The organism is Phenylobacterium aquaticum, from assembly GCF_022695515.1.
Classification (GTDB): domain Bacteria; phylum Pseudomonadota; class Alphaproteobacteria; order Caulobacterales; family Caulobacteraceae; genus Phenylobacterium; species Phenylobacterium aquaticum.
Map to the genome: position 1 here is coordinate 1 of NZ_JALDPT010000040.1, position 26,084 is coordinate 26,084.

Below are 26,084 nucleotides of genomic sequence, written 5' to 3' on the forward strand. Positions count from 1 at the left end.
CGCCGAGCGACGCGGTCGCGGGCGCCGCGGGCGTCGAGGTCGCGGCGGGGGGCTGTGCCGGCGCGGCCTGTTCGGTCTGGGCCTGGGTCGGCGGCAGGGGGGTCAGAACGGTGCCGGCCTGGTCGGCGGCGGCCAAATTGCCGGCCTCGTCCACGCCCACGTCCAGGGCGCCGGTCGCCACGCCGTTCTTCTTGGCGCATTCGGCCAGGGTGGCCTCGCCGACGAACTGGCCGGCCACGAAGCAGCGCAGGCGCGCGGTCGGATCGAGCTTTCCGTCGTCGCGCGGACCGCCGGCCTCGACCACCAGTCCGGCCTGGGAGGCCGGCGGCGGTTCGGCCTTTTCGCTGCGGCCTTTGGACATCAGCCCCACGGCGATGCCAAGTCCGGCGAGCAGGGCCAGGGCCCCGCCAATCAGGGCGTAGAGAATGCGGCGATCGTTGAACACGTCCATCGCCCCTCGCTAGACCGCGAATGTGACGGTTTCAAGCGTTTGTGATCGCGTCACGCATTCCCGGTCAGACGGGCGAGCGCGTCCTTGTAGCTGGCGATCTGGTTGGTCAGATAGGCCGGGACCGGTCCATTGGCCGCCTTTGCGGCGTTGGTGACCGAGGCCGGCTGGGCCGCGGTCTTCAGATCCTGGTAGGCCGTGCGGATCACCCCCATGGCCGTGGCGATCTCCGCCAGGGCGTGGCTGACGTCCTGAGCGGTGTCCAGGTTGAGGTTCTTGTCCATCTTCAGGCCATAGATCTGGCCCTCGCCGTCGGCGGGGACGGACTTGCCGTCCTTGTTCGTGGTGGTCGTGCGCACACCCCCTCGCTGAGGCCCAGGAGCGACAGGGCGTCCTTGCCCGTGGCCCCGGCGAAGAATTCGAAGGTGTCGCGCGGACTGACCGGCGTGACCTTCAGGCGCTTGGAGCCGTCGACCGTGGTGATCTCGACCTTGGCCTGGTAGCCCAGGGCCCGCCGCACCTTGGTGGCCAGGGTGTCGAGGGTGTCGTTGGCGTCGATGGCGACCGTCTTCATGGTTCCGGTGGCGCTGGCCCGCACCTGGAACTGGTCGCCAGCCCGGATTGAGCTGACGGCCGTAAGCTGTTGAGAATCCGTCATGTTCAGCGTGCCCTGGGGCAGGCCGATGCGATCCAGGACGCTGGCGCCGGTGCTGCTGGCGGCGATCGCCGTGGGGGCCGCATAGCCGCCCGCGCCGCTGAACCGGCGGGCGAAGCCGATGTCGCCGGTGGTGGCGTCGATCTGGGCCAGGAAGCCGTCCTTCTTGCCCACCGCGGCCTCGCCCGGCAGGTCCGTCCCGGCCTGGCCGGCGATGTAGACCTGGCCGCCCGCCACCGCCAGGCCGGTGACCTTGTCGTCGCCCGCCCCGCCGTAATAGGCGACGGAATCGGCGGCGCCCGTCGTCAGGTCGGCGTTGACCTGGGCCACGAAGGCGTCGGTCCCGCCGCTGATCGCGCGGGTGACGGTCCCCGCATTGAGGGCGGCGTTGGCCGTCGAGCCCGCGACCACCACCTGATCGCCGTTCATCGCGACCCCGGCGATGTCGCCGCCCTGCAGGTCTCCGAGATCGCGGGTCCCGGTCTCGACCGGGGATCCGCTGGACAGGTCGAAGCGGTGCAGCACCGCCCTCCCCGCCTCGTTATTGGCCAGGATCAGCGAATTCCCATCGACGACCAGTCCGCCGGGACGGTCGGCCGCCGTCGAGCCCACGGTCTTGGTGAACAGGGTCGAGACATTGCCCTTGGCGTCGGCCTTGAAGCCCTCGACATAGCTGTCCCAGCCGCCGATCTGGCTGCCGCCGGGCATGGTCGTCTGAGACCGGCCGGCGACATAGACCGAGCCGTCCGCCCCGAAGGCGATGTCCGTCGCCTCGTCGTTCTGACGCGCCCCGCGGCGCTGGGTCCAGAGGTCCTGGCCGTTGGCGTCCATGACCGTGACGAAGCTGTCGCTGTCGGTGGCGTAGGTCCCTGTGTCGCCGGAGTTCAGCGCGCCGTTGACCGCCCCCTCCAGCGTGCCGGTCACCTTGCCGGCGATGGCGATCTGTCCGTTGTCCGACACCGCAAGCGCCAGGCCCGAGGCGCTGGAGGCCGCGCCGAGCGTGCGGGTGTAGAGCAGCTTGCCGGCCGAATCGTATTTCAGCAGGGCGACGTCCTGGTCGCCCTTGATGTTCTGGCCCGACACCTGGCCGGTCACATCGGCCAGCACATAGACCGAGCCGTCGGCCCCGACCTTGGTGGCGTGGACCGTGCCGACGCTCTTCTCCGCATCCGCGGCCCAGGCGCGCCCGTCCACCCAGTTGGCGGCCCCGGCCGGCTGGGTCGGCGAGGCGACATTGGTCGTGTCGGTCTGGAACTTGACGATCTGGGCGTTGGTCACGGCCGGGGTGGTCGTGGTCTTGCCCTTGGCGTCGGTGGTGGTGACGGGGTTCGGATTGCCGACGGTCTGGGCCACATAGACCGCGCCGGCCGTCGCCGCCGGCTTGAAGGTCACGGTGTCGCCGGAATCCACATTGACCTTCAGCGACCAGGAATCGGGATTGGTCCCGACCTTCACCGACTTGCCGCCCACCGTGACCGTGCGGTCGCCGCCGGGGATGCGCTGGCTGGCCACCCGCGTCGCGACCCCCGAAGCGCTGAGCTTGTCGTTGATGAAGGTGACCACATTGGCCATGTTCCGCGGCGTCGCGCCCATCTCGCTCAGGTCGATCTGGATGTCGTGCGTCACTCCGACCCGCTTGATGGAGATGTCGAACTTCACGTCCCCCTGGAACGCCGCCACGGGCTGGGTCACGTCGCCGGACACCAGGGCCGGCGTCGTATAGGCGGGCTGGGTCTTGGCGACCCCCACCGACATCTGAGCCTTGTCCATGGCGTCGCCGCGCGTCACCCGAATCTCTTTGAGCTTCAGCCCCTCGGTATAGCTGACCACCTCGGCCAGCCCCTTGGAGAAGGCCGACTTGATCCGATCCTTGTCGATCGAGGTCAGGCCCTTGCCGTTGATCTGGTTGGCCACGCCGTTGAGGGTGTCCATGCCCTGGTAGAGGGCGAACAGCTTCTTGTAGTCCTCGCTGGCGCCGGCCAGGTCCAGCTTGGCCGCGTTCTCGTCGATCAGCTTGTGACCGGCCATGGCGCTCTTGACCGCCGCGGTCATCAGGCTGGTGTCGTTCGACACCGTGTGGACCGCCGACGGGGTCCAGGGCGGGGTGGGCGCGTATTGCTTGGCGGGGGTGGCGCTCGAGCCAGACGAATTCGACGCGTCGGTGATGCCCGCGCGTGCGTTGTAGTACGAAGTCAGAAGACTGGTGTCGAAACTCACCGCCATGACGCACTTCCAACGGACAGACGCCCGCGCGCGGAGTGTGCGCCCGGTACGCCTGACGAGCGGTTAAGACCGCGGCCGAAAACGTCCGCGGGCTCCCCCGCCCGGTCTTACTTGAACAGGGACAGGATGATCTGCGGCGCCTGGTTGGCGATCGACAGCGCCTGGGTGCCGAGCTGCTGCTGGACCTGCAGGGCCTGCAGGCGCGCGCTCTCCTTGGCGACGTCGGCGTCCACCAGGTTGCCGATCCCGGCCTGGAGCACGTCGGTCAGCTTGCTGACGAACTTGTTGTGGCCTTCGATCTGCTTGGACTGGGCGCCGAGATTGCCCAGCGCCTGGTTCACATTGCCGATCGAGGTGTTGAGGTCGGAAAGCGCCTGGGCGGCCAGGGTCACCGTGGTGATCGAGGCGGTGGAGGCGATGGTGATGATCGAGCCGCCGAGGCTCATGTCCTGGCCCGACAGGGTGATGTAGGCGTTGGCGTCGGCGTTGGCGAGGAAGCGGATCGACTGGGTCGTGCCGTCGAGGATGTCCGCGCCGTCGAAGGAGGCGTTCTGGGTGATCTGGCTGATCTGGCGCAGGATCGACTTGAAGTCGGCGTCGAGGGCCGAGCGCGACTGGGTGTCGAGCGAGGCGTCCTGGGCGGACACCACCTTTTCCTTAAGCTGAACCAGGAGGTCGGAAACGTTACCGCCGGCGGCCAACGACACTTCCGAAATCGACTGGGCGCGATCAAGACTCATCTTAACGGCTGAGAGCGCGCCGATGTCGGATCGCTGGCCCTGGGCGATGGCCCAGACCGAAGCGTTGTCCTTGGCGTTGGCGATCGACAGGCCGGTGTTGATCCGGTTCTGAACGTCGTTCAGCTCATCGTTGGTTTTATTGAGGTTTTGAAGCGCGACCAGGGCGGACTTGTTCGTGTGGACGCTGATCGTCATAGGTGCCTCCTTGGCGCGCCCGACCCCTTTTCATCAACGAGACGACTCGCCCGGGGCCGGGTTTCCTGCCCGGGAAGCTATGGAATCATGGTGTCTAGATGGTTAACGGCCATAGGCGCGTGACCGCACACCGGTTAACCGGGGCGGTGAGCAAGTCCAGTTCCGACGGGTGAAACCGTCAGGTCAGATGCGGGTGCGGATTACAGCCCCGGCTTCGTAGTCAGCTCCCTCGCGCAGCTTCAGCACCTCTTCGCGGGGGTACTGCGCCACCACGTCTCCGGTCCGCCGATCGACGGTCATGTAGACGTAGGAGCCGGCCTTCTCTTCGATCACCAATCTCAGGTCCGCCTGGTCCGGGAGGCCGTCCGTGCTCCGGGTCTGTTGAGGACCTGGATCCGCGGCCGCGGGATGCGGCGGCGTCGGAGGGTTGATCGTCGGATCTGGCGTGGCTGAGAGGTTCGCCACTTTGTTTGCATGTCTCCATTCGCCTCCGGTCCTCAGCCTTTGGCGTCCCTGTTGGCCGCGATGGGCGGGAAGGTTTCCCTTCCCGCCGCTCACGGGTGGGCGCGGACCGCTTGCGCGGCCGGCGCCCGGTTCAGTCGTTAACGGAAGAGCGACAGCAGGCCCGAGGACGAGCTGTTGGCGATGGACAGCGCCTGGACGCCCAGCTGCTGCTTGGTCTGCAGCGAGGTGAGCTTGGCGCTTTCCTTGGCGAGGTCGGCGTCGACCAGGTTGCCGACACCGGCGTCGATGGAGTCCTGCAGCTTGCCCACGAAGGTCAGGTGCGAGGTCAGCGACTTGGAGCCCGTGCCGAGCTTCGACAGCGCGGTCGAGACGTTGCCGATCGAGGTGGCGACGGTCGCGATCATGTTCTGGGCCAGCGTCTGGGTGCCGATCGAGTCCGTGGAGGCCACGGTGACGTTACCGCCGCCGAGCGACAGGTCCTGGGCGTTGACCGTCAGCTTGGAGGTGCCATCGGCGTCCGCCAGGGCCGCGATGGTGGTGCCGCCGCTCTGGATCATGTTCACGCCGTTGAAGGTGGCGTTGGTCACGGCCTTGCCGATCTGGTCGCGCAGGGCCTTGAAATCTTCGTTCAGGGCGACGCGGCTGCTGGTGTCGAGGCTGGAGTCCGAGGCGGCCAGCGCCTTTTCCTTCATCTGCAGAAGCAGGTCCGACACGCTTTCACCGCCGGCGATGGCGACATCGACGGTGGATTGGCTGCGTTGCAGGGAGTCTTTGACGGCGTTCAGGGAGCCGGAGGTCGAACGCTGGTTCTGGGCGATGGCCCAGATGGCGCCGTTGTCCTTGGCCGAGGCCACCTTCTTGCCGGTGTTGATGCGGTTCTGAACCGTCATCAGGTCGGCTTGGGTGGAGTTCAGGTTTTGCAGGGCGATCATCGCCCCAACGTTCGTATTGACGCTATTCGGCATCGGTCTGTCCTTTTCTCAGGTTATTGGCCGTCATTTTGGCAGCCAGAGGCGTTTTGCCTCGCGGGGCGCGATGCAATTAATGGGCCACCTCGACCGCAGAGGGGGCCGGCGCCAACAGATTGTATTTGTTACGGATATCTGCCGATCAGGGCGTCGAGATCGGCAATTTTTGCCCAGCTGGCCTGGCGACCAGGAAATTCCTGCCGAGCCTTGGGCGGCAAGGCGCGCCGCCCGCCCGCGGCCGGGATCAGCGGAACAGGGACATCAGCGCCTGGGGCGTCTGATTGGCGATGGAGAGCGCCTGGACGCCCAGCTGCTGCCGGGTCTGCAGCGAGGTGAGCTTGGCGCTGTCCTTGGCCAGATCCGCGTCGACCAGGTTGCCCACCCCGGCGTCGATCGCATCCTGCAGCTTGGTGACGAAGGTCAGGTGGGTGGAGAGCGCCTTGGAATTGGTCCCCAGCATCGCCAGGACCTTGGACGAGAACACCAGGGAGTCGCTGACCTTGGCGATCATGTCCTGGGCCAGGGTCTGGGTCCCGATGGAGTCGGTCTGGGTGAAGGCCAGTCCGCCCGCCACGCCATTGACCATGATGGGACCGGAGACCGTCAGGTGCGTCTGACCGTCCGCGTCCGCCAGCGCGCTGACCGGATCCAGACTGAGCGCGTTCTCGCCATTGAAGCTGGCGCTGAAGATCGCCCGGTTGATCTGGTCGCGCAGCCCCTTGAAGTCCTCGTTCAGGGCGACACGGGAGGTGGCGTCCAGACTGGTGTCGGACGCCGCCAGCGCCTTCTCCTTCATCTGGATCAGCAGGTCTTCGATGTTCTCGCCGCCGGCGATGGCGACATCAATCGCAGACTGGTTGCGATTGAGGGAATCCTTGACCGCGTTCAGGGCGCCGGAGGTGGCCCGCTGGTTCTGGGCTATGGCCCAGATCGCGCCATTGTCCTTTGCGGACGCCACCTTCCTGCCGGTGTTGACGCGGTTCTGCACCGCCATGAGGTCGGCCTGGGTGGAATTCAGGTTCTGCAGGGCGATCATCGCGCCCGGATTGGTGTTGATGCTGTTCGGCATCTCACGGTCCCGACCTAGCCGGCGAAGGCCAACGAACAGAGGCGTTTTGCCTCAGCGACAAAGTTGCAATTCACAGGCCGGAAACCATGCCCGCGCGCGCCGACCGCAAGTTGTTCGATTAACTAGGTTTTGCGCGGCCAGGCTGCAGAGCCGCCCGGCAAGATTTGCCGGCCCACGCGATCCCGCGGCACATTTTGCCGCACCCTCGCCGGCAAAAGGCGCCGGGGGTTAGGGAAAGAGCTCGCCGGGCGGCCCCCAAGGGGTCGGCCGCCCGGCGCTGCGACTATTACCGGAACAGGGACATGATCGATTGAGGCGACTGGTTTGCAATCGTCAGCGCCTGGACGCCCAACTGCTGCTTGGTCTGCAGCGCGGTGAGCTTGGCGCTTTCCTTTGCAAGGTCCGCATCAACGAGGTTCCCCACACCCGCGTCGATCGCATCCTGAAGCTTGTTCACGAAGGTCAGATGGGAGGACACGGACTTGGAGCCGGTTCCCAGTTTCGAAAGCGCGGTCGACACATTGGCGATCGAAGTCGTGATGCTGGCGAGCGAGGTCGTCGCCAGAGTCGTCGTTCCGATCGAGTCGGTCGCGGCCAGCGTCACGTTTGCGCCGCCCAGGGACAGATCCTGAGCCTGAACCGTGAGCTTCGATGTGCCATCGGCGTCCGCAAGGGCGGCGATGGTCGTGGCCGTCGGACCGTTCAACATGTTCACACCGTTGAACGTGGCGTTTTCGACCGCCTTGGTCACCTGATCGCGCAAGGACTTGAAGTCTTCGTTCAAGGCCACGCGAGAGGCGGAATCCAGGCTGGTGTCTGACGCCGCGAGCGCCTTCTCCTTCATTTGAAGCAACAGGTCAGAAACGGTTTCACCGGCCGCCAGGGCCACGTCGATCGTCGACTGGCTGCGTTGCAGCGAGTCTCGAACAGCGTTCAGTGATCCAGACGCCGCGCGCTGGTTTTGGGCGATAGCCCAAATGGCGCCGTTGTCCTTTGCACTGGACACCTTCTTGCCGGTATTGATCCGCGTCTGCGCCATCGCGAGTTCCGAGTTGGTCGCATTGAGGTTTTGGAGCGCAATCATCGCGCCCACGTTCGTATTCACCGAGTTATACGGCATTGGGTGTCCTTCCATTCTGGTCGGGAGATTGTCCGGCTTTTGCCGGCGAGCAGTTCTCTGCCCGCGAACACCATCGCAAGCGGCGGGCCAGAATTGGCGCCGCCGTTCACTTTTTATCTCACTGTTTTAATTGATCTTTTTTAGGCGGCAGAATCCGGCCCGGTAACCATATCCGGGACAGTTTGCCGAGCGGCATTAACTGCCGCGCTTGCGCTCCGTGCGCTGAGGGATTCGCAGTTCAGGGCAAGAGGACCCGCGGACGCGGCCAAGAGGCCGCCCTTCCGGCGCGGGCGCGGGCATACAAGGTCGCTCGTGAGAAATGACCGCGGGGCGGCGCAGCGCCCTCCCCCGCATCGTAAGTCGTGGGGCCGCGTGGGGCCCGGGGCGTCAGGCGGCTTCGCTGACGCCGCCGCTCAGGCCCTGCATGATCATCCGATTGATGTCGATCAGGTCTTGGATGTCTTCCTGGCCGCGGATCACCAGGCTGGTGTGCTTGCCCACCCAGATGGCGAGCGAAATGATTCCGGCGCGCACGTCGGTCTGCAGCAGGTTGCCGTCGTCGCCGCAATCGGTGGCGAGCGCCGACCAGAGACGCCTGTTCCAGTCAAGCGCCTCCATCCGCCCGCGAAGGTCGGTGGGATCGAGCTTGGCGGCCTCCATCAGAGCCCGAGTCACCTGCCCGAACAGGCGGTACTCGGCTTCCCTGGGAGTCTCCGCCCTAGCCGCGGTCTGCTGGTACGCCCGGAGCGACATTCCCCAACCTCTGGTCTTCGTAGTCGATAAGCTTCCGGCAGAGCATCAGGGCCTTGTAGTACTCACGCCCCATGCAGTGTTTGGAGACGGCCACGCATTCGGCCAGGACCTCCGGGTTTCGGATCACCCCCATGAACTCGCTCAGACGCTGAACGAACTCGTCGTAGTAGCGAGTCGCTCCGGCCTCGTCCAAGTACATCATCATCACCGGGAAATAGATCCGACGAGCCGGAGAATTAGCATCCTCCGATTGCATGATGTCCTTCTCACGAAGAACGGAAGCCTTGTTTTGGAGAATCAGAACACCGCGGCGGTCGCCATTCTGGACGACTGCCCCGTTCAGCACGAACTTCTCGCCAGGCTTCAGCGATAACTTCAGCGGCAAGGCTCGTTTCCCTCGAATGAGGCGCCGATACGGCGCGAGTTCCTGTACAAGTCTGGACGTCGAAACGGCGCAGGGCCTCCCCGACCCGCTATGCATAACGGGCAGTAGGTTAATGACGCCTTGCTCGTTTTCGGGGACGTCCCGCCACGCCCGATTGCAGGCTTAGGCAAGGATTAACCATGATCGCGGCTAGTCGGCCTGTCGTCCGCCGACTCTAAGGTGACTCTCATGCCGCGCCCCTCGCCGCGCCCCGCCGCCAGTGCGACCTCCGCCCTTGCATTAGAATCCGGCGCGGCCGCCACGCCGGCGCGCCTGGCCGCGGGGGCCATGGGCGAGTCCGCCTCCTCCGCGGCGCTGGCCAAGCTCAATGCGGCGATCAACGAGCTGAAGAGCCTGTCCGTCCAGCCCCTGCTGCAGAGCGCGGTCGAGGCCCTGAACGCCGGCGATCACCGCGAGGGCGCCAAATGGGCGCTCAAGGCGCTGGAGATGGACGAGAAGAGCGGGTTCGGCTGGTACATGCTGGCGCTCGCCCAGGAGCTGGGCGGCGACTTCGTCAGCTCGATCACCTGCTATGAGGCCGCCCTCAGGCTGATGCCCGACCATGAGGAGGTGGCCAATAACCTGGGCCGCCTGGCCTTTCGCCTGGGCCAGACCGAGGTCGCCGAACAGTTCTTCCGCGCCTTCCTGCGCCGCTACCCGAACCATCCCGAAGGCGCCAACAACCTGGCCTGCGCGCTGCGCACCCAGATGCGCTTCGACGAGGCGATCGAGGTGCTGAAGGCCTCGATCATGCTCGACCCCAGCCATTCGGTGGTCTGGAACACGCTCGGCACCGTGATGGCCGAACAGGGCGACTCGGCCAACGCCGCGATCTTCTTCGACGAGGCCCTGCGCCTCGACCCGGACTTCGCCAAGGCCCGCTACAACCGCGGCAATATGAGCCTGGCGCTCGGCGACGTCGAACGCGCCCTTCAGGACTGCGACACCGCCCTCACCAAGAAGATCACCGAGGACGAGCGCCAGATGATGCTGCTCGCCCGCTCGACCATCAAGATCAACCTCGGGCGCATCGGCGAGGGCTGGGACGACTACGAGGCCCGCCTGCACCCGCAGTTCTCCGACGTCACCCAGTTCATGATCAACCGGCCGAAATGGACGCCCGGCGCGGACCTGGCCGGCAAGACCCTGTTGCTGATCGGGGAACAGGGCCTGGGGGACGAGATCCTGTTCGCCAACCTGATTCCCGACGTGATCGAGGCCCTGGGCGCCGACGGCAAGCTGATCCTGGCGGTGGAGCAGCGGCTGATTCCCCTGTTCCAGCGCTCGTTCCCGACCGCCGAGGTCGGCGGCCACAGGACCTTCAAGGTCGACGGCCGCAGCGTGCGCCTGATGCCCTTCCTCGACGGGCGCGCCGAGAAGATCGACCTCTGGGCGCCGCTGGCCTCCCCCCTGCGCCAGTTCCGCCGCCGGCTGGAGGATTTCCCCGATCGCCCCGGCTACCTGAAGGCCGATCCCGACCGCGTCGCCTATTGGCGTGACCAGCTTGCGTCCGCCCCAGCCGGCATGAAGGTCGGGCTCCTGTGGAAGAGCGCCATCACCAATGGCGGCCGCCACCGCTTCTTCTCGCCCTTCGAGCAATGGGCGCCGATCCTGGCGACGCCTGGCGTCTGCCTGGTCAATCTGCAGTACGGCGACTGCGCACAGGAGCTGGAGCAGGCCAGGCGTGACTTCGGGGTCGAGATCTGGACGCCGCCCGGCATCGACCTGAAGCAGGACCTCGACGATGTCGCCGCCCTTTGCTGCGCCATGGACCTGGTGATCGGCTTCGCCAACGCCACCCTGAACATCGCCGCCGCCTGCGGCGTCCCCACCTGGCTGATTTCCGCTCCCGGCGCCTGGCCCCGGCTCGGCACCCGGCGCTATCCCTGGTATCCGCAGGTGCGCACCTTCCTGCCGCCGGCCTTCGCCGACTGGAGCCCGGTGATGGCCGAGGTGGGCGAGGCCCTGGCGCAGGCGGCGACCGCCGATTGACGTAGCGTCCGACGGCGCTGGAAGCGGCTGTTGCGTCGCTGATCGCCACTGCGGCGCTCAAGTCGCTTGAATGTCGCGCCGCGGCCTTTAGTCTGCGCTCAGTTTGAAACATTTGTTCGAGCGGCCGAGAGCGCCCTCGCCCACATTGGGGAGCCCATATGAGCCAGCGTTTTGAAGGCACCGACAATTATATCGCCACGGAAGATCTGAAGGTCGCGGTCAACGCCGCCATCGCCCTGGAACGCCCCCTGCTGATCAAGGGCGAGCCCGGCACCGGCAAGACCGTCCTGGCCGAAGAGATCGCCAAGGCGCTCGGCGCCGAGCTGATCACCTGGCACATCAAGTCGACCACCAAGGCCCACCAGGGGCTTTACGAGTACGACGCCGTGACCCGTCTGCGCGACAGCCAGCTGGGCGACGAGCGGGTCAAGGACGTCCGCAACTACATCAAGAAGGGCAAGCTCTGGGAGGCGTTCACCGCCACCGGCAAGCGCCCCGTCCTCTTGATCGACGAGATCGACAAGGCCGACATCGAATTCCCGAACGACCTGCTGCAAGAGCTCGATCGGATGGAATTCTACGTCTACGAGACCAATGAAACCATCAAGGCCAAGGTCCGGCCGGTGGTGATCATCACCTCGAACAACGAGAAGGAACTGCCGGACGCCTTCCTGCGCCGCTGCTTCTTCCACTATATCCGCTTCCCGGAAGCCGAGACGATGAACGAGATCGTCGAGGTCCACTATCCCGGGATCAAGCAGAAGCTGGTCGCCGAGGCGCTGCGCATCTTCTACGACATGCGCAAGGTGCCGGGCCTGAAGAAGAAGCCCTCGACCTCCGAACTGCTCGACTGGCTGAAGCTCCTGATGGTCGAGGACATCGACGCCGCGGCCCTGGCCGAACGCGATCCCACCAAGCTCATTCCGCCGCTGCACGGCGCGCTCCTGAAGAACGAGCAGGACGTCCACCTGTTCGAACGCCTGGCCTTCCTGGCTCGGCGCGAAGGCGCGGGCTCGCGTCCTGGCCAGTAAAGGCCGGGCCTGACGGCCAGATCATCTGCTGCAAGGCCCTTGTCCCGTCGAGCAACCCTGCTCGGCGGGACAAGTCTTTTGGCCTTACGCCGAATTCACTCGACCTTTGACCGGGCTTTCCCCACCGTCCCACTCAACGGATGGAGATCGATGTCCATGAAATACCTGATGCCTGTCGCGGCCTCCGCCCTGGCGCTCACCGCCGGCGCCTGCGCTGCGCCCACCAATACGGCGGTCGTGACCGGCCGCCTCGACTGCCCGCTGAACGTCGGCAAGATGACCCGGATCAGCGCCGCCGCCGACGGCAAGAGCTGCCTCTATAACGAGCCGGCCGGCGCCGAGATCACCCTGAAGCTCCTGCCGGTGACCGGCGGGATCGAGCCCACCCTGGCCAAGGTCGAGGACGAGCTCAAGGCCGAGGCCGGGGCGCCCGCCCCGGACGCCGCCGACAAGACGGCCGAGGCCGACGAGGCTGATGCGCCCCCCGCGCCGCCCGCCACGCCGGGCGCGGCCCTCAGCCAGGCTGAAGCCTCGAAGTCCGCCGCCGACGCCGCGCGGGTCGCGGCCGACGCCGCCCACGACGCCGCGGTGAAGGCCGAGGTCACGGCCAAGGTCGACGAGGGCAAGGCCAAGCTCGACGCCCATGGCATCCGGATTTCCGACGACAATGAATCGACCCACGTGAACCTGCCGGGGATCCACATCTCCGCCGAGGGCGACAAGGCCGATGTCCGGGTCGGGCCGATCCACGTCAACGCCAATGGCGAGACCGCGGTGGTCAAGGTCATCAAGGACGTGCGCATGCGCGGCGAGGCGCTGTCGCTGCAGAAGCGTGGCCTCCGGGCCAGCTTCATCTATGCGGGCGAGGCCCTTACCGGCGGCTACAAGTTCGTGGGCTATGAGGCGTCCGGGCCCAAGAGCGGGCCGATCGCGATCGCCATCGTCAAGGCCAAGTCCGACGCCTCGAAGGACCACAGCGAAATCTATGACGATGTGAAGCGGCTGGTGCGGCGGAACGGCGGGGCCTGACCCGCCGCCCGCGCCCAAGGCTCTATTTGGCCGGCTGGACCTCGACGACCTTATAGGTCAGGGGCCGGCCGTCCTCGTCGGCGACCGTCACATATTCCCCCACCGCGAAGCGATGCTGGCCCAGCTTGTGGACCGGCTCGTCGTCGGCGGTATCGCCCGCCTCATAGTCGAAGAACCAGTTCTGGCCGCGCCGGGCCAGGCGGCCGTCGACCGCGTCCTCGTCGGGCTGGAATCGGCGCACCAGGCAATCGGCCTTGGCCTTGGAATAGGCGGCCTCGTCGATATGGCCGTCGGCGGTCAGGGGCGCCGTCAGGGTGTAGCCGCGATGGTCGTCGCCGCCGGCGAATTCGGTGCCAGGGTTGCGGGCAAGCCGCATCACGATGCGCGACAAAGTCATGGCGCGAGACCTCTCAGAACTTAGTGGGACAGGAACAGGGACGGCTGGTCGGAGGCCAGCAGCGACCGGGTGGTGCCGCCGAAGATGAACTCCTGCAGGCGGGGGTGGCCAAAGGCGCCGGCGACCAGGATATCGGCCTCGGCCTTCTTGGCGGCATAGAGCAGGACCGGCGCCGCATCGCCGGAGTCCGGCAGCACGTCGACGTCGGAGGCGACGCCGCGGGCCGCGTAATAGGCCTGGAGCTTGGAGGGATCGAAGCTGCGCGAGGTGGCCTTGGGCGCGGCAAGGATCACCACGCGGGAGGCTTTCTCCAGCAGGGGCATGGCCAGACGCGCGGCGCGGCTGGCTTCCTTGCCGCCGTCCCAGGCCACGGCGACGACGCCGCCGACCTTGAAGCCTTCGCGGGCGATCAGCACCGGGCGCTGTTCGTCGGCGACCATCTGCTGGAAAGCCTCGGCCAGCGGCCCGCGACCGCGCGGCGGGTCGGAAGTGAACACCACCACGTCGGACAGGCGGCTCTCGGCCGACAGGCCGGCCCAGACCGGGGTCTGCAGGGAAATGAACTGCTTCTTGGCGTAGTCGCAGCCGGCCATGGCCGACTTGGCGTTCTTCTCACCGGCGGCGGCGGCTTCCTTCAGGCTTTCCAGCGCCGTGCTCTGCACGCCGCCCAGGAAGCCCTCGCCCATCCAGGGCATGACGTCGGCCACGTCGGCGGGCGTATAAACCCCCGCCAGCTCGGCGCCGAAGGGCGCGGCCAGCAGCGCGGCGGCCTTGACGGCGGCCGGATCGCCCTGCCCGCCCGAAAGCGGCGCCATGATTCTCGCCCAGCTCATTTCAGCTCCCTCGATAGTCTTGATCGTGCACGCGGAACGCGTCCCGCAACATTGATCTTTCTCAAGTCCTGGTCCAGGTCTCAACCTCGACTGGAAAGGAACGCTTCGGTGAGGAAAGGGCTGCGTAAGGCCAGCCAGGCGCCGCGGGCCTGGCAAAGGATGCTCTCGGGCCGCCGGCTCGACCTCTTGGATCCTTCGCCCATGGACATCGAGATCGAGGACATCGCCCACGGCCTGGCCCGCGTCGCGCGCTGGAACGGCCAGACGACCGGCGAACACGGCTTCTCGGTGGCCCAGCATTCGGTGGTGGTCGAGGAGATCTGCGCCCACATCCAGCCGGACCTTGATCCGCGCTGGCGCCTCGCCGCCCTGCTGCACGACGCCTCCGAATATGTGATCGGCGACATGATCAGCCCGTTCAAGGCGGCGCTCGGCTATGACTACAAGCTGTTCGAGGAGCGGCTGGAGACGGCCATCCACATCCGCTTCGGCCTGCCGGCCAAGACCCCCGTCGCCATCAAGAAACTGATCAAGCGCGCCGATCACGCCTGCGCCTATTTCGAGGCGACCCAACTCGCCGGCTTCACCGTGGCCGAGAGCCTGGAGTTCTTCGGCGCCCCGCCCGAGGGCTATGAGCTGATGATCGAGCCGCTCGCCCCATCCCAGGCGCAAATCCGTTACGTCCAGCGTTACAATGTGCTTTCGGAAGCTGCGGGATTCGCCCGCGGCGGCGGCGACGCCGCGTTCGGCACGGAGTGAGCGTGACCCTTATCGTCAGCGGCCTGGCCGAAGTTCCCGCGATCGTCGCCCGGCGTCGGCCGTCCCACATGATCACCCTGCTGGATCCGGCCAGCATGATCGAGACGCCCAAGGGCCTCGATCCCGACCGGCACCTGAAGCTGGCGGTCAACGACATCGCCGAGCCCATGGACGGCCTGGTCCTGCCCCAGGAGACCCTGGTCCATAACCTGATCCGTTTCGCCGCCGACTGGGACGAGACCCAGCCCATGCTGATCCATTGCTGGGCGGGGATCAGCCGCTCCACCGCCAGCGCCTTCGTCATCGCCTGCGAGCGCAGCCCCGACGCCGATGAGATGGACATCGCGATGGCGCTGCGGGCCGCCGCCGTCCACGCCAGCCCCAACCGCCGCATCGTGGCGCTGGCCGACGACGTGATGGGCCGTCGCGGCCGCATGGTCGACGCCGTCGCGGCCATGGGCGACTACGACTATCTGCGCGCGCAACCCTTCGAGTTCAGCGCCCGGCACGGTCAGGTCGGATGAGCCGCCAGATCGTCATCGGCCTCTCCGCCGTGGTCGCCGCGATCCGCGACGGCCAGGCCGTGGTCCTGACGGTCCGGCCCCAGGGCCAGCCCGCCGGCCTGCCCTTCGGCCCCTTCGACCCCGAGGCCGACCGCACCTTCGAGCTGGCGCTGCGCGCCTTCGTGACCGCCCAGACCCGGTTCGAACTGGGCTATGTCGAACAGCTCTACACCTTCGGCGACAAGGGCCGCGACGCCCCCCTGGCCAATCTGGGGCCCGGCCCCGCCGGCCGCGCCAGCCGCATCGTCTCGGTGGGCTATCTGGGCCTCACGCCCAAGGCCGTGGACACCGCCGCGCCCGACACCGCCTGGGCCGACTGGCTGAGGTTCTTTCCCTGGGAGGACTGGCGCGACGGCCGCCCCGCCGCCCTCACCGCCATCGAGCCGGCCCTGCGCCAATGGGCCGGCGCCCATCCCACCCGCCTGCCCCGCCTGCGCCTGCTGTTCGCCCAGGACGGCGCGCCCTGGAACGAGGAACGGGTGCTGGAGCGCTACGAACTGCTCTATGAGGCGGGCTTGGCGCCCGAGGCCGCCCGTGACCGCGGCGAGCCCCCCGCGCCCGCCGTCGAGGCCCTGGGCCCGGCGCTCGGCGAGCCGATGATCTCCGACCACCGCCGCATCCTGGCCACCGCGCTCTCGCGGCTGCGCGGCAAGCTGAAATACCGCCCAGTGATCTTCGAGGTCATGCCCGAGGCCTTCACCCTCTCGGCCCTGCAGCGTGCGGTCGAGGCCGTCGCCGGCGTGCCTCTGCACAAGCAGAACTTCCGCCGCGCATTGGAGCGCGCCGAGATGGTCGAGGGCCTGGGCCGCCTGGATTCCGAGACCGGCGGCCGCCCAGCGGAGCTGTTCAGGTTCCGGCGCGAAATCCTGGGCGCGCGCCCGGTGTCAGGGCTGTCCCTGCCGCTGCTGCGGGACTAGCCCCTAGCCCGCCACCAGATCCAGCCGCTCCAGCCCGCGGAAGAATGGCAGGGTGCGCCATTGCGGTTCCGCATCCGGATCCGCCAGCTTCAGGTTCGGGAACCGGGCGAACAGCCGGGGCAGCGCCACCTGGGCCTCGAGCCTCGCCAGGGGCGCGCCGATGCAGATGTGCGCCCCGCCGCCGAAGGCCACGTGCGGTTTATGCTTGCGGGTGATGTTGAAGCTGTGCGGATCGTCGAACACCTCCGGGTCGCGGTTGGCGGCGCGCAGGAAGGTGGTGATCGACTGGTGGGTCTTGATCGGGCAGCCGCCGATCTCGGTGTCCGACGAGGCGATCCGGCCGGTCACGTCCACCGGCCCCTCGAAGCGCAGCACCTCCTCCACCGCCGCATTGATCAGCGACGGGTCGGCCTGCAGCTTGGCCAGCTCCCCGGGGTTCAGCAGCAGCAGGCGCACGGCGTTGCCGATCAGGTCCGTGGTGGTCAGGTTGCCGCCCACCAGCAGGGCGCCCAGATTGATCCGCAGTTCCGTGTCGGTCAGCGGCGCGCCCTGCGCCTGCAGCCGCACCATGTCGGAGATCAGGTCGTCGCGGGGCTCGGCCCGGCGCGCGGCGATGGTCTCAAGGAAATAGGCGGCCAGCGCCGCGCCGCAGCGCTCCATCACCTCGGTCTGGGCCGGAGTCCGGAACGGGTTGAGCCCCAGGATCGTACCCTCGGACCATTCGCGGAACTCCTTCAGCCGGTCATGGTCGACGCCCAGGATCGAGGCGATCACATCGATCGGGATCGGCACGCAGAACAGGTCCATCAGGTCGAAGGGCCGATCGGAGGGCAGCCGGTCCAGGGCCTCGTCGACGATGCGCTCCACCTCGGGGCGGAACTTGGCGACCCGCGCATAGAGCGCCTGGGACAGGGGCTGGCGGATGCGGGCGTGGTCGGGATCGTCCAGGGTCAGGATCGAGGTGCTCTCGGCCCGCGGCACGCTGGGATCGTAATTTTCCTCGACCCGCTTGCGGGCCTGGGTGCCCTCCTCGGCGTTGAGGGCGTCGCGCCACAGGTCGCGGTCGGAGACCACCGCGCGGACATCGGCATAGCGGCTGAGCACGAAGGCGCCCGAGGTCGGGTCGTGGCGCACCGGGCAACGGGCGCGCAGGTCGTCCAGCACCGCATGGGGGTCGGCCCGGTAGGTCGGGTCGAGCGGGGTGAGCTGGATGATGGTGGGAAGCGGGGCGTCGGACATGACGTTTTCCTGGGTGACCTCTGGGCGATCTGGCGTCGCCTGAACAATGATCACTTTGGACCGCGACACGGTGGGCGCCAATAGGCTTGAGGCGCCGGACCTAGCCCAGGATCTGCTGGATGAGGCCCGCCACGTGCTGGACGACCGGGTCGCCGTCGGCGCGGCGGTGCCAACCCATGTGCAGGGTGAAGCCCTCGACCGGAATGGGCGGAGGGAAGACCGCCATGTCGCGCCGGTCCCGGGCGACCCGGCTGGGCGCCATGGCGATCAGGTCAGAGTCCTGCAAAAGGGCCTGCGCCATGATGAAGCTCGGGACCACCAGCCCCACCCGCCGGTGAAGTCCCTGGGCCTCCAGCATGTCGTCCAGGGGACTACGCGTTTCGCCGCGCCCCGACACCAGCAGATGCGGCCAAGCCAGCCATGCCTTGAGGTCGAACGCCGCCGCCGCCGGGTGATCCGGGCGCATGGCCACCACATAGGTCTCCGCCATCAGATCGCGACGGCGGAAATCATCATCCAGCGACGGCAGCACCGAGATCGCGAGATCGGTCAAGCCGCGACGCAGCGACTCTGTGGCGTCCGCCCCGCCCCTCCAAGGCAGGATCACCAGGTCGATGCCCGGCGCCGAGACCTGCAGACGCCGTCGCAGCTCGTGGGCGACCAGCACGGCGGGATAATCTCCCATGCTCAGCCGCAGGGTTCGCCTGACTTGAGACAGATCCGGGCTCACAGGCTCGACCAGTCCCGACACTTGCGCCAGCAAGGCTTTGAGAGGGTCGCGCAGGGCCTGGCCCCGGGGGGTCAATCGCATGCCGCCCCGGACGCGTTCCAGCAGCGGGTCGCCGAACAGGTGGCGGCAGCGGTCCAGGGCGCTTGAGGTCGCGGGCTGGGACAGGCCCAGCCGGTCCGCGGCGCGGGTCACGTGGGACTCGTCCAACAGGGCGTCCAGCACCACGAGCAGGTTCAGGTCGAGCGCGCGTAAATTCATTGCGTGAATTATAGATCATACAAATGATCGCTTCGACAGATAATCGGCCAAGCTACACCCTGAGCTCATCAACTCAGGAGCCCCCATGACCAAGACCTTGATCCTCTTCGCCCATCCGCGCCCCTCGGCCTCCAAGGCCAACCGCGTCATGCTCGACGCGGCGACCTCCCTGCCGGGCGTGGAGGTCCGCAACCTCTACACCCTCTATCCCGACGGCCGGATCGACACCGACGCCGAGGTGGCCGCCCTTCTCTCGGCGGACCGCATCGTCCTGCAGTTTCCCGTACAATGGTACTCGACCCCGCCCCTGCTGAAGGCCTGGCAAGACGAGGTCCTGACCCGGATGTACTACATCGCCTTCGAGACCGAAGGCGCCCGGATGGCCGGGAAGCCGCTGCTGATCGCCGCGACCGCCGGCAATGTCCCCCGGGCCTATTCCTCGAAAGGCGCCAACCTCTATCCCCTGGCGAAGCTGCTGCGGCCCTTGAAGGCGATGGCCAATCGCTGCGCCCTGGTCTGGAACAAGCCCTTCCTCGCCTATGCCGCCGATCGCCTGGACGCCGCCGGGATGGAGCGACTGGCTGACCGCTATCTCAAGCGCCTGACCGCCTTCGCCGCGCTGATCCCCGCTGAGCGGCCGCGGCGTTGCTGGTTCAAGCGCGCGGCCTGACGGGGCTAACGTCCGTCGGCCGCAGCCGCCTCGGTGATCAGCCGCACCATGGTCTCGCGGTCCTTCGGCGACAGGCGGGCCAGGATCTGGCGGCTGTTGTCCAGCTGGGCGGCGCGCAGGCGGGCGGCGAGCGCGGCGCCCTCCTCGGTCACCTCGACCCCCATCACCCGCCGGTCGCTGGTCCGCCGCCGGCGCGCGATCAGGCCGCGGGCCTCCAGCCGGTCGAGGGCCGAGGATACAGTGGAGTCCGGCGCATCCAGCTGCTGGGCCACGCCGCGCACCGTCCAGTCGCCGGGCTCGGCCAGGACCACCAGCAGCCCCACGTCATTGACGTGCAAGTCGGCATAGACGCTGCCGGCCAGCAGGCCGGGCTCCAGCTTGAACTGGCGCATCAGGGACGAGATGCCCTGGGCCAGGGCCAGGGCGAGCGCGTCGTCGGGCGGCAAATCAGTGTCGGTCATCGGCCAAACTCTAGGGTCGGCGACAGTTTACATCGCCTTGACAGAAATTCCGAATGTCCGATATTCCGATGATCGGAATAAATAAGAAGGCGAACCGGATGCAGACCGCAACGCTCGGCCCCCTGGGGCCCGTCAGTCGCCTCACCCTGGGCGGCGGCGGCATCGGCCAGATCTGGGGGCCCACCGATCGCGAGGAAGCCCGCGCCACCCTGCACGCCACGGTCGAGGCCGGGATCACCCTGATCGACACCGCGCCGATGTATCTGAACTGCGAAGCCATCGTCGGCGAGACCTTCGCTGGCGCCCCGCCCGCCCACCTTCGCTTCACCAGCAAATGCCAGTTGGGCTCGCCTCCGCCCGGCGAGGCCGCCGCGCGGCTTGAGGCTTCGCTCGCCGCCAGCCTGGCCGCCATGCGCCTGGAACGGGTCGATGTCTTCTTCCTGCACTCCAACATCGCCCCGGACGACTACGCCTACGCCCATGGCGACGCGGCGCGCTACCAGTTCTCCACCCGCTGGTCGATCTATCGCGACGAGGTCATTCCCGCCTTCGAGCGTCTGAAGGCCCAGGGCCGCATCGGCGCCTGGGGGATCACCGGCATCGGCGTGCCGCAGTCGATCGAGGCGGCCCTGAGCGCGACGCCGCGCCCGGACGTCGTCCAGATCATCACCAACCTGCTGGATTCGGCTGGCGGCATCCGACGCTTCGCCGAGCCGGCCGCCCCGCGCCCCCTGCTGGCGACGGCCAAGGCCCGGGGCGTCGGCGTGATGGGCATCCGCGCGGTCCAGGCCGGGGCGCTCACCACCGCCATCGACCGCCCCCTGTCGCCCAACCACCCGGACGCCCGCGACTATGCGCGCGCCGCCCCGTTCCGCGACCTGTGCGCCGCCTGGGGCGAGGACCCGGCCCTGATCGCCCACCGCTATGCGCTGGGCATGGACGGCGTCGACACCCTGGTGCTCGGGGTCAAGAACCGCGCCGAGCTCGCCCAGGCCCTGGCGGCGGAGGCGGCCGGCCCCCTCCCCGCCGATCAGCTCACCCAGATCGAACAGCTAGGATTGCGGACATGAAAAGCGTCGTCGTCACGGGCGTCTCCACCGGCATCGGCTGGGGCGTCACCAAGGTCCTGATCAGCCAGGGCGTGCGGGTGTTCGGATCGGTCCGCAAGCCGGCCGACGCCGAGCGGCTGTCCCAGGAATTCGGCCCCAGCTTCGTCCCCCTGATCTTCGACGTCACCGACGAGCGGGCCGTGGGCCAGGCCGCCGAGCAGGTGCGCCAGGCGCTCGGCGGCGAGCCGCTGTTCGGCCTGGTCAACAACGCCGGCATCGCGGTGGCGGGCCCGCTGCTCAAGCTGCCCATCGCCGACTTCCGCCAGCAGATGGAGGTCAACCTCACCGGCGTGGTGATCGTCAGCCAAGCCTTCGCCCCCCTGCTCAGCGTCGGCCCCGACGGCAAGGGCCAGCCCGGCCGGATCGTCAATATCAGCTCGGTCGGGGGCCGCAGCTCGACCCCGTTCATGGCCCCCTACAACGCCTCGAAATTCGCCCTCGAAGGTCTCTCCGGCGCCCTGCGCCGCGAGCTGCTGCTGTTCGGGGTGGATGTCATCGTGGTGGCGCCGGGCGCCGTGAAGACCGCCATCTGGGGCAAGGCCCAGGAGGTCGATATCGGCCCGTACCGCGACACGCCCTATTTCCCGGCGCTGGAAAAGGTCCGCGGCTTCATGAACGGGGCCGGCGGCCTGGAGCCCGAAACCCTGGGCAAGGTGGTGGCCAAGGCCCTGACCACGGCCAAGCCCAAGACCCGCTACACCGTGGCCCCCAACCCCGTGCAGCACTTCATCCTCAGCCACCTGCCGCCCCGCATGGCCGACCGCGCGATCGGCCGGCGCCTGGGCCTGCTGCCCTAGCCTTCCGACCGGGCCTCGTCGGACCGCCACTGGGCCTTGAGCATGGCGCTGGTCTCCCGCGAGCCGTCGGGACTCCAGCCGGGCGGGCCGAACAGATAGCCCAAGACCTCGCGGGGGCTGCGCGACCCGGCTAGGTCCTTGCCGATGGCGATCCACTCGTGGAACGCCACCCGCAGCAGGTTGAAGTCGGCCAGGTTCTTGACGATGCCATAGCGCGGCGGCTCGGCGTCGAGCTCGGGTTCGAAGGTGCCGAACATCCGGTCCCAGATGATCAGGATGCCCGCATAGTTGCGGTCCAGATAGCGCGGGTTGCGGGCGTGATGGACCCGGTGATGCGAGGGTGTGTTGAACACCGCCTCGAACCAGCCCGGCATCCGCTTGATCGCTTCTGTGTGGATCCAGAACTGATAGACGAGGCTGATCCCCTGCTGGATGGCGATCTGGGCCGGCGAGAAGCCCAGCCAGGCCAGCGGCAGCCACAGCAGCCAGGTGCCGGACAGCCCGCCCGTCCAGGTCTGCCGCAGCGCCGTCGACAGATTGTAGTGCTGCGAGGAGTGGTGGTTCACATGGGCCGCCCACCAGAACCGCCGCTCATGGCTCAGCCGGTGGAACCAGTAATAGGTCAGGTCCTCGAGGAAGAAGATCGCCACCCAGCCCCACCAGGCGTCGAAGGGCACGGTGAAGATCCGGTGGTTCCACACCCAGATCGTCGCGGCGAACGTGACCCCGGCGGTGAGGATCCCGAAGATGTTGCGTCCGAACCCCATGCCCAGGGAGGCGAAGGTGTCCTTGGTCTCGTAATAGGCGTGGGCCACGCGGGCCTTGGCGAGCAGGATCTCGAGCAGGATCGCCAGCACGAAGAACGGCACCGCCAGGGCGACGGGATCAAAGGGCGGGGTCAGCATCAGACCAGCCCGCCGGCGGCCAGGTCTCGAAGGCCAGGGTCGCCTTGGGCGCGGCGATGTCCGCCAGGTCCAGCCGCAGCACCCCGTCCTTGAAGGTCGAGGCCAGCGCCTGGCCCCAGGGAATGTGGCGGGCCACATAGCCGTCGCCCACCTCGCACAGCACCAGGGCCGAGGCGCCGGAGCGGGCGAGCGCGCCGCGGCCATCCACCGCCACCCACAGCCGGTCGAGCGCCTTGCCCGGAAACTCGTCGGCGAACAGGGCCCGGGCGCGGGCGTCCGACAGAGGCGGCGCGGGCTTGGCGATCTTGGCCCAGGCGGCGATGGCGATCAGCACGCCCACCGCCACGGCCGAGCCGGCGGTCTGAATGAGATAGGCCCTGTCGATCACAATTCCCCCCAGGGCCAGCACAATGGTCCTGGGCCGGAGAGTCCGACGCCGGGGGCCCTCGCGTCAAGGGTGGGCGCCGACAACACACCGGTTGGTCAAAACCCTCCGGGCGCCCCGTAAATTGCGGCGCCATCAAGGCGTGCGCGCTGTCAGAACCGCCACCCCTAGAGGCGCTTCCAGCCCTTAAATACCAACGATTTTTGACACAACTTTCAAATGTGCGGCCTATTTCCCACTTTGCGTCAATTGCAACGCCTCCGTTGCGTCAACTTCTTCCTCTGAAGCGGAATCGCCCCTAAAGGGCCCTCGGCTCGGCTGCAAAAGGGACCTCCCCGTCTCATGCCGGGCATCAAAACACGTTCGGGAGGAATACTATGTCTAGAGCTCGACTCATTACGAGCGCGGCGCCGGTTGCGCTGATTTCGATCCTTTGGGCCGCCAGCGCCCAGGCTCAACAAGCCGCGCCGTCTTCGGACTCCGCGCCGCACACCGTCGACGAAATCGTCGTCACCGCGCAAAAGCGCACTCAGAACCTGCAAGACGTCCCGATCGTGGTCACCACCGTGAATGGCGCGACCCTGCGCGCCAACGGCGTGAAGGACATCAAGGACCTCACCATCCTGACCCCCGGTCTGACGGTGACCTCGACCACCAGCTCGACCTCGACCACCGCCCGCGTCCGCGGCGTCGGCACCGTCGGTGACAACATCGGCCTGGAAAGCTCGGTCGGCATCGTGATCGACGGCGTCTATCGCCCCCGCAACGGCGTCGGCTTCGGCGACCTGGGCGAACTGGAACGCGTCGAAGTCCTGAAGGGCCCGCAAGGCACCCTGTTCGGCAAGAACGCCACCGCCGGCGTCATCAACGTCATCACCAAGCGCCCGGAATTCTCGTTCGGCGCCGAAGGTGAAGCCAATGTCGGCAACTACAATCTGAAGGCCATCTCCGCCGGCGTCACCGGCCCGATCGTCGACGGCAAGGTCGCCGGCCGCCTGTTCGTGTCCAAGCGCGAGCGCGACGGCTTCGTCGACGTCGTGACCGGTTCGGGTCCGCGCACGTTCAGCACCGACAACGACCAGAACTACTGGACCGCCCGCGGCCAGCTGCTGTTCACCCCGACCGACGCCCTGAACATCAATGTCAGCGTCGACTACACCAAGCGCGATGAGCGTTGCTGCACCTCGCTGCAGGTCATCAACGGCGCCGTCACCAAGGTCATGGCCGCCGCCTTCCCGGGCTCGGTCGCCAATCCCCCGGCCTTCGACGACTACAAGGCCTACGCCAACCGCGACACCCGCAAGAAGATCACCGACAAGGGCGTCTCGGCCGAAGTCAACTACGACCTCGGCGCGGTTCAGCTGACCTCGATCACCGCCTATCGCGAATTCCAGACCCACTCGGGCGCGGAATCCGATCTGTCGACCGCCGACATCATCTGGTCGGACCAAAACTGGGTCGGCACCGGCTTCAAGACCTTCAGCCAGGAATTCCGTCTGGCCGGCAACACCGACAAGCTGCACTGGACCGCGGGCGCGTTCTTCACCCATGAAGACCTGACCTCCAAGGTCGGCACCCTCTACGGCGCGGACTTCGAGAAGTTCGTCAGCCTGCTGCTCACCGGCGGCGCCAGCTCCAGCCTGATCCCGGCCGTGACCGGCAACGCCGCGGGCACGACCTTCGCCAACGGCCAAGGCCAGCGTGACCAGTACAATCAGAGCGAACAAAGCTTCGCCCTGTTCGGCAACGCCTCCTACCAGCTGACCTCGAAGCTCGAGCTCACCGGCGGCCTGCGCTACACCTGGGAAAACAAGGGCGTCGACGCCTTCTACGGCAACACCGACGGCGGCAAGGGCTGCGCGGCCATCTCGGCCAAGCCTCTGTCCGCGGCTCTGATCAACGCGGTCTGCCAGACCTATCAGAACCCGAACTTCAACAACCTGACCGCCAGCCAGGACCTGAGCGAAGGCGCCCTGACCGGCACGGTGAAGGCGGCCTACCGCTTCAACCCGCAGGTCATGACCTACGCGTCCTACGCCCGCGGCTACAAGGCCGGCGGCTTCAACCTCGACCGTCTGGCCTACACCTACGTGGCCGGCTCGGCGAACTCGCTGAAGCCGATCACCAAGACCGACTTCGCCAAGGAATCGGCCGACTCCTACGAAGTGGGCGTCAAGTCGACCCTGTTCGATCGTCGCCTGCTGCTGAACGCCACGGCCTTCTATCAGAAGTACACGGACTTCCAGCTGAACGCCTATAACGGCCTGGCCTTCACCGTGATCTCGATCCCGGAAGTGACCTCCAAGGGCGTCGACGCCGACTTCGTGTTCTTCCCGATCACGGGCCTGACCCTGCAGGGCGGTGTCACCTACGCCGAAACCGAGTACTCGAAGAAGGACCGCACGATCCTGGGCGCCACCTCGCGTCTGCCGGAATCGCGTCTGTCCTTCGCGCCGCTGTGGTCCGCCTCGGCGGCCGCCAGCTACGAGCATGACCTGACCGAGAACCTGGTCGGCAAGGCCAGCGTCTCGGCCAAGTACACCTCGGCCTACAACACGGGTTCGGACCTGAACCCGCTGAAGACCCAACAAGCCTTCACCCTGTGGAACGCGCGCCTCAGCGTCGGCCCGCAGGACGAGAAGTGGGCCGTGGAACTCTGGGGTCAGAACCTGACCGACGAGCGCTACTATCAAGTGGCCTACGACGCGACCTACCAGTCGGGTTCGATCGGCGCCTTCCCGTCCGCCCCGCGGACCTACGGCGCGACCTTCCGCGTGAAGTACTAGGATCCAGGCTTCGGCCTAGACCGAGATCAGGGGCCCCTCTCCGGCGACGGAGGGGGGCCTCTTCTTTTGAAACTGTATAACTTTTCAAGCTTCACAATTCCGAGATCGCCTTCCGGTTTCACTTAGATCGCCCTGAGGTTGATCCTATAATTCCTCCACGCGA

The 26,084-nt window shown here is 67.2% G+C and carries 26 protein-coding genes and 1 pseudogene; 10 read left to right on the plus strand and 17 right to left on the minus strand.

The genetic code is table 11. The features are described from left to right. The 10 genes and pseudogenes from MQH10_RS22170 to flbT all read right to left on the minus strand — a co-directional run. A pseudogene (locus tag MQH10_RS22170) lies at positions 1-451 on the minus strand (hypothetical protein); the annotation flags it as partial. Positions 452-501: 50 nt separating this feature from the next. Beyond that, complete coding sequence (locus MQH10_RS22175; protein WP_242566160.1) at positions 502-807, minus strand: hypothetical protein; 306 nt, start codon at positions 805-807, stop codon at positions 502-504. Continuing rightward, entirely contained in the window at positions 735-3,326 is a 2,592-nt protein-coding gene (locus MQH10_RS22180) for a hypothetical protein (RefSeq protein WP_242566161.1), read from the minus strand. Before MQH10_RS22180 ends, MQH10_RS22175 begins: the two co-directional genes overlap by 73 nt. 107 nt (positions 3,327-3,433) lie before the next feature. Further along, positions 3,434-4,261: a flagellin gene (locus MQH10_RS22185; RefSeq protein WP_242566162.1), complete on the minus strand. Its 828-nt coding sequence runs from the start codon at positions 4,259-4,261 to the stop codon at positions 3,434-3,436. Between the two features lie 183 nt (positions 4,262-4,444). Next, entirely contained in the window at positions 4,445-4,597 is a 153-nt protein-coding gene (locus tag MQH10_RS22190; protein ID WP_242566163.1) for a hypothetical protein, read from the minus strand. 266 nt (positions 4,598-4,863) lie between these two features. After that, positions 4,864-5,691 (minus strand): flagellin, encoded by an 828-nt coding sequence (locus MQH10_RS22195; RefSeq protein ID WP_242566164.1) that lies wholly within the window; start codon positions 5,689-5,691, stop codon positions 4,864-4,866. 247 nt (positions 5,692-5,938) lie between these two features. Next, entirely contained in the window at positions 5,939-6,763 is an 825-nt protein-coding gene (locus tag MQH10_RS22200; RefSeq protein WP_242566165.1) for a flagellin, read from the minus strand. Between the two features lie 286 nt (positions 6,764-7,049). Next, entirely contained in the window at positions 7,050-7,883 is an 834-nt protein-coding gene (locus tag MQH10_RS22205; RefSeq protein ID WP_242566166.1) for a flagellin, read from the minus strand. Positions 7,884-8,270: 387 nt separating this feature from the next. After that, the gene (gene flaF, locus MQH10_RS22210; protein ID WP_242566167.1) at positions 8,271-8,636 is read right to left on the minus strand and encodes a flagellar biosynthesis regulator FlaF; all 366 of its coding nucleotides are present in this window, start codon (positions 8,634-8,636) and stop codon (positions 8,271-8,273) included. After that, positions 8,602-9,021 carry a flagellar biosynthesis repressor FlbT gene (gene flbT / locus MQH10_RS22215; RefSeq protein ID WP_242566168.1) on the minus strand — a complete coding sequence of 140 codons (420 nt, stop codon included), beginning with the start codon at positions 9,019-9,021 and terminating at the stop codon, positions 8,602-8,604. Before flbT ends, flaF begins: the two co-directional genes overlap by 35 nt. 327 nt (positions 9,022-9,348) lie before the next feature. Here flbT and MQH10_RS22220 point away from each other — a divergent pair, with 327 nt between their 5' ends. The 3 genes from MQH10_RS22220 to MQH10_RS22230 all read left to right on the plus strand — a co-directional run bounded on the left by MQH10_RS22220 (position 9,349) and on the right by MQH10_RS22230 (position 13,112). Further along, positions 9,349-11,052: a tetratricopeptide repeat protein gene (locus MQH10_RS22220; protein WP_242566169.1), complete on the plus strand. Its 1,704-nt coding sequence runs from the start codon at positions 9,349-9,351 to the stop codon at positions 11,050-11,052. 158 nt (positions 11,053-11,210) lie between these two features. Then, on the plus strand, positions 11,211-12,083 hold the full coding sequence (locus MQH10_RS22225) for an AAA family ATPase (protein ID WP_242566170.1): 873 nt from the start codon (positions 11,211-11,213) through the stop codon (positions 12,081-12,083). A gap of 156 nt (positions 12,084-12,239) precedes the next feature. Beyond that, complete coding sequence (locus MQH10_RS22230) at positions 12,240-13,112, plus strand: hypothetical protein (RefSeq protein WP_242566171.1); 873 nt, start codon at positions 12,240-12,242, stop codon at positions 13,110-13,112. Between the two features lie 22 nt (positions 13,113-13,134). Here the strand turns inward: MQH10_RS22230 and MQH10_RS22235 are convergent, their stop codons facing one another. Together MQH10_RS22235 and MQH10_RS22240 are read right to left on the minus strand one after the other, a co-directional pair. After that, entirely contained in the window at positions 13,135-13,509 is a 375-nt protein-coding gene (locus tag MQH10_RS22235; RefSeq protein ID WP_242566172.1) for a hypothetical protein, read from the minus strand. 20 nt (positions 13,510-13,529) lie between these two features. Beyond that, positions 13,530-14,342 carry a universal stress protein gene (locus MQH10_RS22240; protein WP_242566173.1) on the minus strand — a complete coding sequence of 271 codons (813 nt, stop codon included), beginning with the start codon at positions 14,340-14,342 and terminating at the stop codon, positions 13,530-13,532. Positions 14,343-14,501: 159 nt separating this feature from the next. Here MQH10_RS22240 and MQH10_RS22245 point away from each other — a divergent pair, with 159 nt between their 5' ends. From MQH10_RS22245 to MQH10_RS22255, 3 genes are read left to right on the plus strand one after another with little or no spacing between them, the layout of a single operon-like run. Next, positions 14,502-15,101, plus strand: coding sequence for a YfbR-like 5'-deoxynucleotidase (locus MQH10_RS22245; protein WP_242566201.1), 600 nt, complete (start codon positions 14,502-14,504; stop codon positions 15,099-15,101). Between the two features lie 2 nt (positions 15,102-15,103). Next, positions 15,104-15,625, plus strand: coding sequence for a tyrosine phosphatase family protein (locus MQH10_RS22250; protein ID WP_242566174.1), 522 nt, complete (start codon positions 15,104-15,106; stop codon positions 15,623-15,625). Then, a complete protein-coding gene (locus tag MQH10_RS22255) occupies positions 15,622-16,581 on the plus strand; it encodes an NUDIX hydrolase (protein WP_242566175.1) in 960 nt (319 codons plus the stop codon). Before MQH10_RS22250 ends, MQH10_RS22255 begins: the two co-directional genes overlap by 4 nt. 3 nt (positions 16,582-16,584) lie before the next feature. Here the strand turns inward: MQH10_RS22255 and MQH10_RS22260 are convergent, their stop codons facing one another. Together MQH10_RS22260 and MQH10_RS22265 are read right to left on the minus strand one after the other, a co-directional pair. After that, positions 16,585-17,820: a cytochrome P450 gene (locus MQH10_RS22260; protein ID WP_242566176.1), complete on the minus strand. Its 1,236-nt coding sequence runs from the start codon at positions 17,818-17,820 to the stop codon at positions 16,585-16,587. 100 nt (positions 17,821-17,920) lie between these two features. Beyond that, positions 17,921-18,808 carry a LysR family transcriptional regulator gene (locus MQH10_RS22265; RefSeq protein ID WP_242566177.1) on the minus strand — a complete coding sequence of 296 codons (888 nt, stop codon included), beginning with the start codon at positions 18,806-18,808 and terminating at the stop codon, positions 17,921-17,923. Positions 18,809-18,893: 85 nt separating this feature from the next. Between MQH10_RS22265 and MQH10_RS22270 the strand changes: the two genes are divergently transcribed. Continuing rightward, positions 18,894-19,478, plus strand: a complete 585-nt coding sequence (locus MQH10_RS22270; protein ID WP_242566178.1) for an NAD(P)H-dependent oxidoreductase — start codon at positions 18,894-18,896, stop codon at positions 19,476-19,478. A 5-nt stretch (positions 19,479-19,483) separates the two neighbouring features. Here MQH10_RS22270 and MQH10_RS22275 read toward each other — a convergent pair whose 3' ends face one another. Beyond that, positions 19,484-19,939 (minus strand): MarR family winged helix-turn-helix transcriptional regulator, encoded by a 456-nt coding sequence (locus tag MQH10_RS22275; RefSeq protein ID WP_242566179.1) that lies wholly within the window; start codon positions 19,937-19,939, stop codon positions 19,484-19,486. Positions 19,940-19,992: 53 nt separating this feature from the next. Here MQH10_RS22275 and MQH10_RS22280 point away from each other — a divergent pair, with 53 nt between their 5' ends. Then, positions 19,993-21,009 carry an aldo/keto reductase gene (locus MQH10_RS22280; RefSeq protein ID WP_242566180.1) on the plus strand — a complete coding sequence of 339 codons (1,017 nt, stop codon included), beginning with the start codon at positions 19,993-19,995 and terminating at the stop codon, positions 21,007-21,009. Next, entirely contained in the window at positions 21,006-21,845 is an 840-nt protein-coding gene (locus MQH10_RS22285; protein WP_242566181.1) for an SDR family NAD(P)-dependent oxidoreductase, read from the plus strand. Before MQH10_RS22280 ends, MQH10_RS22285 begins: the two co-directional genes overlap by 4 nt. Here MQH10_RS22285 and MQH10_RS22290 read toward each other — a convergent pair. Both MQH10_RS22290 and MQH10_RS22295 read right to left on the minus strand, forming a co-directional pair. Continuing rightward, positions 21,842-22,750 (minus strand): sterol desaturase family protein, encoded by a 909-nt coding sequence (locus tag MQH10_RS22290; protein WP_242566182.1) that lies wholly within the window; start codon positions 22,748-22,750, stop codon positions 21,842-21,844. The genes MQH10_RS22285 and MQH10_RS22290 overlap by 4 nt on opposite strands. Continuing rightward, a complete protein-coding gene (locus MQH10_RS22295; protein ID WP_242566183.1) occupies positions 22,731-23,138 on the minus strand; it encodes a hypothetical protein in 408 nt (135 codons plus the stop codon). The genes MQH10_RS22290 and MQH10_RS22295 overlap by 20 nt, the downstream gene beginning before the upstream one ends. Before the next feature lie 374 nt (positions 23,139-23,512). Between MQH10_RS22295 and MQH10_RS22300 the strand changes: the two genes are divergently transcribed. Beyond that, complete coding sequence (locus MQH10_RS22300; RefSeq protein ID WP_242566184.1) at positions 23,513-25,921, plus strand: TonB-dependent receptor; 2,409 nt, start codon at positions 23,513-23,515, stop codon at positions 25,919-25,921. The last annotated feature ends 163 nt before the right edge of the window (positions 25,922-26,084 follow it).